The sequence below is a fragment of the Sphingobium lactosutens DS20 genome, assembly GCF_000445105.1.
Classification (GTDB): Bacteria; Pseudomonadota; Alphaproteobacteria; order Sphingomonadales; family Sphingomonadaceae; genus Sphingobium; species Sphingobium lactosutens.
In genome coordinates this window covers 58219-70422 of sequence record NZ_ATDP01000082.1, presented here as the reverse complement: position 1 = coordinate 70422, position 12204 = coordinate 58219, and the positions used below count along the sequence as shown (strand labels likewise).

Annotated in this window: 10 protein-coding genes and 1 other RNA gene; 6 read left to right on the top strand and 5 right to left on the bottom strand. The window is 63.8% G+C overall.

What is annotated here, in order from left to right; translation table 11 throughout:
* The first annotated feature begins 103 nt into the window (after positions 1–103).
* Positions 104–763 (top strand): prolyl hydroxylase family protein, encoded by a 660-nt coding sequence (locus RLDS_RS38615; protein WP_021225776.1) that lies wholly within the window; start codon positions 104–106, stop codon positions 761–763.
* 3 nt (positions 764–766) lie between these two features.
* On the opposite strand, the gene RLDS_RS38610 is transcribed toward RLDS_RS38615, so the two are convergent.
* From RLDS_RS38610 to ssrA, 5 genes are all read right to left on the bottom strand, one after another.
* Positions 767–2194 (bottom strand): CYTH and CHAD domain-containing protein, encoded by a 1428-nt coding sequence (locus RLDS_RS38610; RefSeq protein ID WP_021225775.1) that lies wholly within the window; start codon positions 2192–2194, stop codon positions 767–769.
* A gap of 144 nt (positions 2195–2338) precedes the next feature.
* The gene (locus RLDS_RS38605; RefSeq protein WP_021225774.1) at positions 2339–5032 is read right to left on the bottom strand and encodes a TonB-dependent receptor domain-containing protein; all 2694 of its coding nucleotides are present in this window, start codon (positions 5030–5032) and stop codon (positions 2339–2341) included.
* Between the two features lie 91 nt (positions 5033–5123).
* Positions 5124–6719, bottom strand: a complete 1596-nt coding sequence (locus RLDS_RS38600) for a hypothetical protein (RefSeq protein ID WP_021225773.1) — start codon at positions 6717–6719, stop codon at positions 5124–5126.
* 266 nt (positions 6720–6985) lie between these two features.
* Entirely contained in the window at positions 6986–7369 is a 384-nt protein-coding gene (locus RLDS_RS38595) for a tetratricopeptide repeat protein (RefSeq protein WP_031297966.1), read from the bottom strand.
* 302 nt (positions 7370–7671) lie between these two features.
* Positions 7672–8015, bottom strand: a transfer-messenger RNA (tmRNA) gene (gene ssrA, locus RLDS_RS55240).
* A 64-nt stretch (positions 8016–8079) separates the two neighbouring features.
* Between ssrA and RLDS_RS38590 the strand changes: the two genes are divergently transcribed.
* From RLDS_RS38590 to RLDS_RS38570, 5 genes are all read left to right on the top strand, one after another.
* On the top strand, positions 8080–8670 hold the full coding sequence (locus RLDS_RS38590) for an anthranilate synthase component II (RefSeq protein ID WP_021225771.1): 591 nt from the start codon (positions 8080–8082) through the stop codon (positions 8668–8670).
* Between the two features lie 85 nt (positions 8671–8755).
* Positions 8756–9748: an anthranilate phosphoribosyltransferase gene (gene trpD / locus RLDS_RS38585; protein WP_021225770.1), complete on the top strand. Its 993-nt coding sequence runs from the start codon at positions 8756–8758 to the stop codon at positions 9746–9748.
* Complete coding sequence (trpC, locus tag RLDS_RS38580; RefSeq protein WP_021225769.1) at positions 9745–10536, top strand: indole-3-glycerol phosphate synthase TrpC; 792 nt, start codon at positions 9745–9747, stop codon at positions 10534–10536. Before trpD ends, trpC begins: the two co-directional genes overlap by 4 nt.
* Entirely contained in the window at positions 10533–11006 is a 474-nt protein-coding gene (moaC, locus tag RLDS_RS38575) for a cyclic pyranopterin monophosphate synthase MoaC (RefSeq protein WP_021225768.1), read from the top strand. Before trpC ends, moaC begins: the two co-directional genes overlap by 4 nt.
* The gene (locus tag RLDS_RS38570) at positions 11003–12181 is read left to right on the top strand and encodes a molybdopterin molybdotransferase MoeA (RefSeq protein ID WP_021225767.1); all 1179 of its coding nucleotides are present in this window, start codon (positions 11003–11005) and stop codon (positions 12179–12181) included. The genes moaC and RLDS_RS38570 overlap by 4 nt, the downstream gene beginning before the upstream one ends.
* The last annotated feature ends 23 nt before the right edge of the window (positions 12182–12204 follow it).

The window sequence follows — 12204 nt, the reverse complement described above, 5'->3', positions numbered from 1 at the left end:
GACGCTAATGTTGCGGTGATATGACAGGCTTGCGCGCGCAGCCTGTCTTGCGCTGAAAGGCAGCATTTGCGCGATTCCCAAATTATCGCTCTATCGAGGACCTATGACGTCGAAGCCCCTCCACCAGCCTGCGCCCGCCGGTCCCGACGCCGATCCGGCATGGATCGCGGCGCACCCTCGCGCTCAGCGCGTCCCCAGCAAGGACCTGGCGCTCTTCATCTCGAAGGGCTTTTTGAGCGCTGAGGAATGCGCACAATTGATCGACCGAATCGACGCGCAACGCCGTCCATCGACCATCGCCGATCATAATGGCGACGGCTATTTCCGCACGAGCGAAACATGCGACCTGGATCATGACGATGCCTTTGTGGCGGGTATCAACGCGCGCCTCGACGCCTTCACCGGCATATCGACCGAATATGGAGAACCGATCCAGGGACAGCGCTATTCGGTGGGGCAGGAATTCAAGGCTCACACCGACTATTTCGATCCCAAAGGCGCTGACTTTGATCGCTACTGTGCCGTCGCGGGCAATCGCACATGGACGGTGATGATCTATCTGGACCAGCCCACTGCCGGCGGCGCCACGCGCTTCACCCGCATCGGCAAGACGGTCCAGCCTGAAACCGGCAAGCTGCTGGCATGGAATAATCGCTTGTCATCAGGCGCCCCCAACCCCGCCAGCATCCACCACGGCATGAAGGTGCGCAGCGGCGTCAAGCATGTCATCACCAAATGGTATCGCGAGCGTCCCTGGGGCTGATCGCTATCGCCAGAAACGCGAAGCCGATGCGAAGCGATCATGCGCTTTCCCGGCCTTGCGCAGCAATGTCTCCTCCGATCTAATGTCCAAGCCGGTATCGTCAGCCAGATGGTAGCGCGCGAACAGGGCGGGCGCAGTCGCCAGATCGTTGAGATCGCCCAGCCGATCCTGCAATTTGGCCAAGGCCTTGACGTAGGTGCCATGGACCTTGCGCGCCCCCTTGTCCGCATAGACGCCGGCAAAGAATTCAGCGCCATAGCGCAGTTTTTTGGCATCCTTTCGCACCTTGTGGCGCTTGTCCGGTGGCAGTTTCTTCAGGCCATCGCCGCCCCTGGCGACGCGCTTGTGCAGCTTTTTCAGGCGACTGCCCGCAAAGTCCCAAACCTGCGCATCCGCAGCGCCGCTGCATCCTGCCCCCAGCGCCAGCCATTCCGCGATATCGAGCAGCAGGCCGCGCACCCGCGCCGAGTCGAGCCATGCGCGCACCCGCGCCTGACTATCGGCACGAACCTCGGCAATTTCGGCCTGCGCGCCCGGCACCAACCGCCCGTGCAATACGTCCAGATCGCGTGCCTCGCCCAGCATCCCGGCCAGCCACCGCAACTCCCGTTGAAAGCGCGCCACATCGGCTTCCAGCAGTACTGGTTTGAACAGGGTGAGCGCACTGCGCATCCGGCGCACGGCCACCCGCGCCTGATGCAGGGCGCGCTCACGATATTCGATCAGCAACAGCGCTTCGTTCCGGCGATAATGACGCAGGCACGCGCCCGCGATCGTCAGAAAGGCCTCGCGGATCGTCATGCTGGCGTTCACCGACACCGGCTCGGCCTTGACGGCTTCCGCCACCGGGCCGCGCAGCGCATAGCCGCGCTCGGCCTTGCTCAGCACCCCCGGGCGCACCGGCACTTCGCCATCAATGCGGCGCGCGATCGCAAAGAGTGCGGCCGGTGCGCCATCGACCAGTTCCAGTTCCACCTCGCACAGCGGCGCTTCACGTGCGCCTGCCCGCACCACCCCCCGGTCGATCACCATCTCCACCCGCACGTCCCCTTCTTGGATCAGCCAGCGCGTGCGCTCGACATCGGTTTCAAACAAAGGCTCAATCTGGCTGATCGCGTCACCCAGCGCGTCTTGCACCGGGGTATCCCCATCCAGCACGGGCGATTGTGAGCGGACGGGCCGTTCCCATTCCTGACGCGCGAAAAGCCCGGCCGCAGAGGAGCCATCGCCCTTGATAGTCTGAACCCTACGCCGCCCGGACTGGCGGATGCGCAGGCTGAGGCCCTTGCTGGCCAGCCGGGCATCGGGCGTGTCGAAATAGGTGGCGCGCAGGCGCGTCACATCCTCGCGCTCTGGCAAGCCGTCCCACCGGCACAGGCGGCTGGCGGCATCCTCCGTCAGATCCAGCTTGAGTTCGATTTCGCGTCCCATGCATCCTCCGTCATGCGCCGCAAGGGGCGGATGCACAGCAGGACGCACGGATGCCCTCCCTCGTTCCAGAATCGCAACGGCCGGCCCGTCGAAGGACGAGCCGGCCGCGACTTTAGGGGACGATCAGGGTTTCTTGGATCAGGTTTAGAAGGCTACCGTCAGCGACGCAGCGATCGTCGTGCCGATCTTGTAGCGGTTGTAGAATATCTTGGTGCCGCCAGCTTCCTGGAATTCCTGATATTTCCGACCGGTAATGTTGCGGGCCTCAAACTTGAACTCGCTGTTGATGCCGCCCGGAAGGGTCACACCCTGACGCGCGACGAAATCGAGCGTCAGGCCGGGCTTTTCCTTGATGTCGGGTTGCAGGTTCGGACCACGGCTGGTGACGCGGGGGCTGGCATAGGTCAGCAACAGCGTCTGCTGCGATAGCTTGTCCGTGTCCTCCAGGCCGATCTGGACATTGACCAGATGGTCCGACTGCCCCGTCAGCGGGGCGCCATCGACGAAATAGTCCGACGCGGCCGGCAGATCGCCCGTGGTGTAGGTGTAGGGGATAGTCGTGTCGCCATCGCTCACCTTCAGTTCCGACTGGGTATAGGTATAGTTGCCGATCAGCACCACGCGGCGGGTCTGGAAGAAATTGGAGTCCATCCCATCGAGCGGAATATATTTCTGCGCTTCCACTTCAAAGCCGTACAGCGTCGCTTCGGGCGCATTGGCAAAGCTGGTCGTCACCGCATAGGTATCGGTGATGGTCGTGAAGGTTTCGATCGGATTGTCGATCTTCTTGTAGAAGGCCGAGGCCGTCAGCCGCTCGTCGCGGCCCATATACCATTCCGCGCGAATATCGGCATTCCACAGCTCGCTATCCTGAAGGAACGGGTTGCCGCGATAGAAGCGGTTGGACTCGGTGTCGATGAAGGGCTGTGCGATCAGTTCGCGGAACTGCGGACGGGCGATCGTCTTGGACCCCGATGCGCGGAACTGCAAACCGCCTCCCGCATCATAAGTCAGCGTAACGGCCGGCAGCCAATAGTCGTTCTTCACCTGATTGAACGGGGTTTCGCCGGTCGAATAGACATCGACGCCTGTCACTGACTGACGACCATTTTCGTAACGCACGCCAGCGTCGATGCTGAGGCCCGGGAACAGCTCTGCCTTCACCTGCCCGTACCCGGCATGAACGCGCAGCGCCGCGTCATAGACCGGGTAAGGACCGGAAAAGTCGAGCAGACCAAGATCGTAAAGCTGGATGGTCGCATCCGACAACAAATAGTCGGGCCGCAACTGCTGCACCGGCACCGGCAGGTTCACCGCATCGAAATGCAGCTCATAGCGTGACGAGGTGCGCTTCGTATCCGTATAGGCATAGCCTGCCGTCACGGTGAAGCTTGGCGCGATCTTGTAGCTCAGGTCCGCGCCGCCCGACCACAGATCTTCGTTCAGATCACTGAACGTGACGGAGGCATCGCCGCGCTGACGGTTGAGCGCATTGATGAAGCGGTCACCAACCGGGTCGATATCGAGATCGCGGTTCGACCGGACATAGACGAACTCCCGTTCATACGGGGCTTCGCGCTGCGAATTGGCATAGCCACCCCGCACGTCGAGGCTCAGCGCATCGTCAAACTTGAACTCGCCCACGAACTGCGTGTCGATCAGCTGCCGCTCATACCAGGCGGTCTGCTGCGTCAGATAGTCCGCACCTTGGATAAGCCCGTCATTCTGGCCGATCGCCAGCGAAGCGCGCTTCAGCGTGTCGCGGATATAGAGGTTTGTCCAGCGCAGCTTCTGCTCGCCCCACTCGACCCCGACGCCCAGCAGGCCGTTGACGGTGATCTGATTGTCGGTGACGACCTGATTATAACTTTTGCCAGCGCCTTCCTCGACCGTCAGCGACGCCTGCTGCAAATTGTCGCGCGTGCGCCATTTGTTGCTGTAGCCGGCCGTCGCGATGATGCCGACGCGCGCGTCGCTGCCGACGTCGAACGCCGTGCCGCCATTGATCGACCCGGAGAAGTTGAACGGCAGGCTGTTGGTGCGCTGAAGCACCGACGTCTTGCTGTTCAAAAACTGCATCGCGATCGCCTGCTGGTCGGCACGATCGATATTGGCGAACGGCACGCCCGCGCCAAAGGCGTCCTTGAGCAGCGGCGGCACGTCGCGCGAACTATCGTCAAAGCCGGTCCAGTCGGACTTGCTGCCATAATAGGTATAGCCAAGCTGTCCCGAGGTTTCGGTATTGGCCGAGCTGCCCACGCCGATTTCCAGATAGGATTCAGTGGGAATCGCCTTGGTCGTCAGGTTGATGACACCGCCGCCAAATTCACCCGGGAAATTGGCCGAAAAGCTTTTCTGCACCAGGGTCGATGCGATCACGCTGGTCGGGAAGATGTCGAGGGGGACGACGCGCTTGAGCGGTTCAGGGCTGGGCAGCGGCGATCCGTTGAGCAGCGCCAGCGAATAGCGATCGCCAAGGCCGCGGACATAGACATAACCGCCCGACACGACCGACAGGCCGGTGACGCGCTGGAGCGATCCGGCAATGTCGCCTTCGCCCGTGCGCTTGATGTCGGCAGCCGAAAGGACATTCACCACCTGCGGCGCGGCCTGCGAGATGTTGCTCGTCCGGCGGCCCGTGACGACAATGTCGGATCCGGGAATGGAAACGTCGACATCGCCCGACTGGGCGGCTGCTTCGTCGGCGGTGCTGGGCGTCGTCGACAGGCCCGCGTCACCGGCGGACGAGGAACTGGTGTCGGTCTGCGCCATCGCCACGGGAGCGACCAGCGCGGTGGAAATCAGGAGCAGGCGCGCCAAGGTCAGCGGCTTCGACATGCTAGGGGTCCCCCTTTGGGAATATGCAGTGCAAGAAAGGCGGGGAAGCGTCGGTTCACGCTCCCCCGCCCCTATTGAGGTCAGGTGCCGATCAGGCGGTCGGGATGGCCGTGCAGTTGCCGCTGCCGCTGCCGAAGCTGGCGGTCACGGAATTGCAGGTCCAGCCGGCATACCAGGTGTCACTGCTGTCCTTGACTGCACCGACATAGTTGGTGGTGGTGAAGGCGCTGTCGATCGTCTTGGGATCGGTCGCGGTCAGGGCGGTTTCGGTCGCGCCGTTGATGAACAGGCTGGTCAACGACGGCGTGTAGTTGATGCTGCTGTTCGGGCCGGCTTCGAAGATCGACTTCACGACAGCGACGTCGACACCACCGGTGCCCTTATAGGGCGTGCTGTTGCACTGCATGACCACCGAAATATAGCGCGGCTTGCCGGCGTCCTGCAGCGTCGTGTCGGCGTCGCGAACGGTCGCGGTGCTGTTGATGCGCAGGCAGCTCTGCTCGGGGCTGACGATGATGCCGTTGACCAGCGCCAGGTCCGCGCCGCCACGCAGCAGCATCGACGCGCCGTCATCGCCGGTGTTCGACCGCTGGATATGCGTGAAGTTGGCGACCTTCAGATACTGGCGGGGCAGCGCATCTTCGCTGGCGTTGCTGTTGCTGGTCGAACCGTTCGAGTCGGTTTCCAGGAAGGTGTCGCCGATATTGTTGTTTGCGCGCTGGACCGAAATCAGGAACTGCGCGGTGCCGCGGAAACCGACGTCGGTGTCCAGGTTGTCGTCTTCGTTACCGGTCAGCACCAGATATTTCATGTTGGCCGAACCGCCAAAGGCTTCGATGCCGTCGTCCGAGCTGTTGTGGACCTGAACATGGTCGATGACGGTGCCGGTGCCCACGCCCGAGGGGGTCAGCCCCTGCAACTCCTTGCCATCGGCCAGAACGAAGCCCGAATAGCGGATCTGCACATAGGACAGGCGGCCCGAGCTGTCGGCATCGTTCGCGCCGCCATACAAGGCGTTGCTGGTGCCTTCGGTGTCGCGTTCACACGCCGTCGTGCCGGGCGCGGCGGCGGGTGCTTGGCAATCGGTGATCTTGCCGCGACCCAGCAGTACGATGCCACCCCACTGGCCCGACGACTGGTCGGTTGAAGCGCCGGTGACGTTTTCGCGGCTGGTGAAGATGATCGGCGCGCTGGCGCTGCCCACGGCATTGATCTTGTTGCCGCGATTGACCGCCAGATAGGCGTTACCCGTGCTGGCGAACACGACAACGCCCGGATCGATGTTCAGCGTGACGTCGGTGTTGGTCGTGGCAGCGCCCTGATCGGTGCCAACATCGACGCGGCCGGGCAGCGAGTAGATGACGCCCGCCACCTTGGCGATCGCCGTCGTCGCGGTAAAGCGCGACGGGAAGCCGCAATTGCGCCAGGTATTGGTGCCGTCGGTGATGGTGCCAAGGTCGCTCAGCTGGTTGGAGCCAGCGATCGTAGGGCAGCTGTCCGCCGGCGTCACAGCCGTCGGAGTGGGGGTCGGCGTCGGAGTAGGCGTCGGCGTGGGCGTCGGGGTCGGCGTGGGGATGACGATGGTGCCCTCACCCGGCGAAGCGATGTCGTCCGCGCCGCAAGCGCTCAGACCTACGCAGGCGCAGCTCGCCATCAGGATCGTGTGAATACGGTTAATCTTGGCCATGTCATCTCCGCTCCGGCTTTGCCGGCGTTGTGGAACCGCGGAGCGCAGGGGAATTTACGAATCGGACAACGCCCCCTGTCGCCCTCCCGACGGGCCACTAAGGGGCGCAGGTGACAGGCTCATTCCGCTTCTGTGACGGTCTGGCGTCTTTAAAATGACGGTTGCGTGACACTCATGTCAGGCAAATGACAATGGCTGTGGGGGCATGATAAAAGGGCGCCATCCCCCAGGATGACACCCTCCCCCTCATGAACGCAATGAAGCGGTCAGCGCGCGGCAAAACTGGGGTTGAGGCGGCTCATCGCACGGCGGGCGATCACGCGCGACGATTCTTCCTCGCCATTGGCCAGCACCAGCATCATCTCTGGCGCAAAGCGCGCGGACCGATAGGCCTCCCTCGCCTGCTTCATGCGGCCGGCACCGGCATAGGCATTGCCCAGGTTGATAAGGCGCGCCGGATCATTGGCGCTGAAGGGCTGCATCGGCTCCAGCCGCTCGATCGCGGCGTCAAACTGGCCCGATGCAATTGCATTCGCGGCCAGATTGCCATCCTGTACGCCAAGGACGACAAGGCTGTCGGGAGCAGATTGCGCCATGGCAGGAGCGGCCACCGCTAGCGAAATCCCGATCATCATAGCGGCTTTGAACATCTTTCATCTCCCGAAAAAAACTTTCCAATATAGCCAGGAGTATTTCATTTAGATGACAAGCACGCAAGCTGCCGACGAGGACGCGACAAGAACTTTCTTTCACATAAAGTCAATGCGTTAGATGTTTTACGCCATAATGTCATAAAAGCGTAATCGAAATAGCAGTGCAAATCTGAGGCACCACGAATCGCTTTTCCGCGGCGCGGACAATGCCGCACTTGGCCAGAAAGCCTGCGCTCTCGATACGTCGACGTTCGGGGAAAGTCCGGAGGCTTCTGTTGCCCGGCGCCTCCGGGTGCCGCTGAATTCCCTTCTGTTGCCCGGTGGGTTCAACCGCGCTATTTTAGAGTAATGTCAGGCCGTGAGGCCCTCAATTACGCTGCAATGGCGAGTGCTTCGTTATCGTTGGCACTTGTGAGTTTTGCACAGTTTAACGGCTTACACGGGCCGGGTGAAAATATCGCCTTTCAACACACGTCGATCCTAGTTCGGCCCCGTCATCTTCCCCGCTGTGCGAGAGAGGTGGTGGAGCCGCCGGGTACTGCCCCCGGGTCCGCTGCGTCTATTATACGACACACTTTATCACCATAGCCGGGCGAACCCGGCACATGAGCATATGGGCGCAAGCAAATGATTCTTCAAGCGCCGCGCGATGCGGTGTTCGCTTCCGGCATCTTTCCACCACGGCCCTTAGCCGCTAGAAGCTGCCCATGATCCTCGTCATCGACAATTATGACAGCTTCACCTGGAACCTGGTCCATTATCTCATGGAGCTGGGCGCCAAGGTGGAGGTCGTCCGCAACGACGCTATTTCGGCCGGCCAGGCGCTCTCGAGCGGCGCCAAGGCGTTTCTCCTGTCGCCCGGTCCCTGCACCCCCAATGAGGCCGGTGTCAGCCTGGATCTGGTCGCGGCCTGCGCGGACGCGGGCGCGCCGTTGCTGGGCGTGTGCCTGGGCCATCAGGCCATCGGCCAGCATTTCGGGGGCAAGGTCGTGCGCGGCGGGCTGATGCACGGCAAGACCTCGCCGGTCAGCCATGACGGCACCGGCCTGTTTCAGGACCTGCCCTCCCCCTTCACTGCCACGCGCTATCACTCGCTGATCGTGGAGGACATTCCCGACAGCCTGGTCGTCAACGCGACGAGCGAGGATGGGTCGGTCATGGGCTTCCGCCACGCCAGCCTGCCGATCCATTCGGTGCAATTTCATCCCGAAAGCATCGCCACCGAACATGGCCATGCAATGCTGGCTAATTTCCTGACGCTGGCGGGCCTGCCCGTACGCCGACGCGAAGCCGCCTGATCGAAGCGACGGGCACCGCAAAAAAGATCGCCCGCCCGCCTTGCCCCTCGACTCTCCGTGCCCGCGCTGATTAAGGCGAGCCGTCATGACCCGTCTGCCCGATCCTTCCACGCCCCTGTCCGGCGAAGCCGCAACGGTCGCCTTCGACCTGCTGTTCGATGCCGACCTGCCTGACGAGGATATCAAGGCGTTTCTGGTGACGATGGCGCGGCGCGGTGAAACGGCGACCGAAATCGCCGCTGCCGCCCGCGCCATGCGGGCGCGCATGATCGCCGTCAGCGCGCCGTCTGGCGCCATCGACGTGTGCGGAACCGGCGGCGATGGCCACCATACGCTGAACGTCTCGACCGCCGTCAGCCTGGTCGTGGCAGCCGCCGGCGTGCCCGTCGCCAAACATGGCAATCGCGCGGCTTCGTCAAAGGCGGGTGCGGCCGATACGCTCGAAGCGCTGGGCCTCGACCTTGATCGCGCCGCCACCACCGCCGAAGCGACGCTGGCGGACCTGGGCATCGGCTTCCTTTTCGCGCAAAATTATCATCCTGCGCTCAAACGGCTCGGCCCCATCCGCCGCGCCATTGGCGAGCGCACCATCTTCAATTTGATGGGGCCGCTTGCCAACCCGGCCAATGTCCGTCGCCAGTTGGTCGGCATCGCCCGGCCAGATTACGTGCCCGTCTATGCGCAGGCGCTGGCGGAACTGGGCGTCGACCGGGCGATGGTCGTATCGGGCGACGAAGGGCTGGACGAATTGTCGCTGGCGGGCGGCAATGCCATGGCGGAAGTCAAGGATCATGCGCTGGTCGCCGCGCACCGTTTGAATGCGGCTGACCTCGGCCTGCCCAACCGCCCCGTCTCGGCAATCCGGGGCGGTGATGCGGCCTATAATGCGGCGGCTCTGCGCGCCTTGCTTCAGGGCGAGCCGGGGGCCTATCGCGATGCCGTGCTGCTCAACGCCGCCGTCGCGCTGGTGGTGGCGGATGCCGCCGCCGACCTGCGCGAAGGGCTGGAGGAAGCGGCCGAAACGCTCGATCGCGGCCTTGCCAATGCGCTCTTGAATTGCTGGATTGCCTATACATGACCAACAAGCTGATCGAAATCTGCGACGTCAAGCGCGAGGAGGTTGCGCGGCGAAAGGCGACAACCAGCATCGCAAGCCTGCAAGCGCGCGCTGCCGAACAGACACCGCCGCGCGGGTTTCGTCGCGCGCTGGACGCGGCATCCGCGTCTGGCTTCGGCCTGATCGCAGAGGTCAAGAAGGCCAGCCCGTCCAAGGGGCTGATCCGCGCCGATTTCGATCCGCCGGCGCATGCCGCTGCTTATGCCGCGGGCGGCGCCGCCTGCCTCTCGGTCCTGACCGACGAACCCTATTTTCATGGGTCGGATGACTATCTGGTCGCCGCCCGCGCCGCTTGCCCCCTGCCTGTGCTGCGCAAGGATTTCATGGTCGATCCCTGGCAGGTGCTGGAAAGCCGGGCGTTGGGTGCAGACGCGATCCTCATCATCGTCGCCGCATTGGATGATGGCCAGATGCGCGAAATAGAGGATGCCGCGCTTGGCCTTGGCATGGACGCGCTGATCGAGGTGCATGACGAAGGCGAACTGGACCGCGCCCTTGCGCTGCGCTCGCGCCTCATCGGCGTCAACAATCGCGACCTGCGCGATTTCAGCGTTGATTTCGCGCGCACCTATGAACTGGTGGGCAAGGCGCCGGCAGGCTGCACCTTCGTTGCCGAAAGCGGGCTTGGCAGTCATGACGATCTTATCGCCATGTCCGCTCATGGCGTCCGCTGTTTCCTGGTCGGCGAAACGCTGATGCGGCAGGCCGACGTCGAAGCCGCCACGCGCACATTGCTGACCGGCGCATGAGCGGCCTCACCCATCTCGACGCCGAAGGCTCGGCCCGCATGGTCGATGTGTCGGCCAAGGCCGTCACCGCCCGCGAAGCCGTTGCCGCAGGCCGGATCGACATGAGCAGTGAAGCCGCCCGCGCGATAGCCGAGGGCCTGGTGAAAAAGGGCGATGTGCTGGCGGTTGCGCGCGTCGCCGGCATCATGGCGGCCAAACGCACCGCAGACCTCATCCCGCTCTGCCATCCAATCGCGCTTAGCGCGGTGACGGTGGACTTCGCCCTCGACGATCATGGCGTCGCGGTCGAAGCAACCGCGCGAACAGCGGGCCAGACCGGCGTGGAGATGGAGGCGCTGACGGCCGCGTCGGTCGCCCTCCTCACCATCTATGACATGGCCAAGGCGCTGGACAAGACCATGGTCATTCGCGATGTCCGGTTGATCGCAAAGACAGGCGGCAAGTCGGGCGACTGGCGGCGGCCGGAATGAGTCTCCTGCCGGTCGCGGAGGCGCAGGCGCGCCTATTTGGACTTGCAGAGCCCTTGCCGACACAGACGCTGCCTGTTGGCGAGGCGGTGGGTCGCTGGCTGGCAGAGGACCTGGTCGCGCTGCGTGACCAGCCCTGGGCCGACCTCTCGGCAATGGATGGCTATGCGGTTCGCGCGGGCGAATATCCTGGGCCTTGGCGCGTGACGGGCGAAAGCGCCGCCGGCGCTGCCACGCCTTCACCGCTCGCGGCGGGCGAAGCGCTGCGCATTTTCACCGGCGCGCCTGTTCCGCCGGGCGCCGACGCCATCCTCATTCAGGAAAATGCGACGCGGGATGCTGGCATGCTGACGGCCAGCGCCGATCCCTTGCCCGCCGGCCGCCACATCCGCGCGCGGGCATCCGATTTCGCGCGCGGGGCCATATTGCTGGAACGGGGTTCGCGCTTGGGTGCGGCGCAGGTCGCCCTTGCAGTACTTGGCGGCCATGGCCGCGTCCCGGTGCGCCGACGTCCGCGCGTGGCCCTGCTTTCGACCGGCAACGAACTGGTCCCGCCCGGCGCGGATACCCCGCCCGGCATGCTGCCCTCGTCCAACGCCCCGATGCTGGCCGCCTTGCTGGCCGATGTGCCGTGCGAGCTGATGGATCTTGGCATCGTCGCGGACGATCTTGACGCCATGACCGCAGCTTTCCACCGAGCCGCACAGGCGGACATCATCGTGTCGACGGGTGGCGCGTCGGTGGGTGATCATGATCTGGTTCGCCCCGCCTTCGCGGCGGCGGGCGGCAGGCTTGACTTCTGGAAGATCCGCATGCGCCCCGGCAAACCATTGATGGCCGGAACGCTGGGGCAGGCGCAATTCCTCGGCCTGCCCGGCAATCCTGTTTCGGCCTTCGTCACGGGCATCCTGTTCCTGCTGCCGCTCGTGCGCCATTTGTCCGGTGCCGCGCATCCCCTGCCTTTTCTGATTGACGCGGCGCTCGCCTCCCCGCTACCCGCCACTGGCGATCGCGACGACTATCTGCGCGCGTGGCGATCGGCCGAGGGAATCGTGTCGGTCACGTCACAGGATAGCGCCGCCACCGCCGCCATGGCAAAGGCGGATTGCCTGATCGCGCGCCCGGCGCACGCCCCGCCCGCACGACCGGGTGATCGCGTCACCATCCTGCCGCTTTGAGGAAACCACGCTCATCGCCGCCT

Excerpts from the sequence above, each read along its gene's own strand:
- RLDS_RS38610 (WP_021225775.1), bottom strand. The coding sequence starts at position 2,194 with ATGGGACGCGAAATCGAACTCAAGCTGGATCTGACGGAGGATGCCGCC.
- trpD (WP_021225770.1), top strand. The coding sequence starts at position 8,756 with ATGACCCGTCTGCCCGATCCTTCCACGCCCCTGTCCGGCGAAGCCGCA.
- trpC (WP_021225769.1), top strand. The coding sequence starts at position 9,745 with ATGACCAACAAGCTGATCGAAATCTGCGACGTCAAGCGCGAGGAGGTT.
- RLDS_RS38590 (WP_021225771.1), top strand. The coding sequence starts at position 8,080 with ATGATCCTCGTCATCGACAATTATGACAGCTTCACCTGGAACCTGGTC.
- RLDS_RS38615 (WP_021225776.1), top strand. The coding sequence starts at position 104 with ATGACGTCGAAGCCCCTCCACCAGCCTGCGCCCGCCGGTCCCGACGCC.
- RLDS_RS38595 (WP_031297966.1), bottom strand. The coding sequence starts at position 7,369 with ATGTTCAAAGCCGCTATGATGATCGGGATTTCGCTAGCGGTGGCCGCT.
- RLDS_RS38605 (WP_021225774.1), bottom strand. The coding sequence starts at position 5,032 with ATGTCGAAGCCGCTGACCTTGGCGCGCCTGCTCCTGATTTCCACCGCG.
- moaC (WP_021225768.1), top strand. The coding sequence starts at position 10,533 with ATGAGCGGCCTCACCCATCTCGACGCCGAAGGCTCGGCCCGCATGGTC.
- RLDS_RS38600 (WP_021225773.1), bottom strand. The coding sequence starts at position 6,719 with ATGGCCAAGATTAACCGTATTCACACGATCCTGATGGCGAGCTGCGCC.
- RLDS_RS38570 (WP_021225767.1), top strand. The coding sequence starts at position 11,003 with ATGAGTCTCCTGCCGGTCGCGGAGGCGCAGGCGCGCCTATTTGGACTT.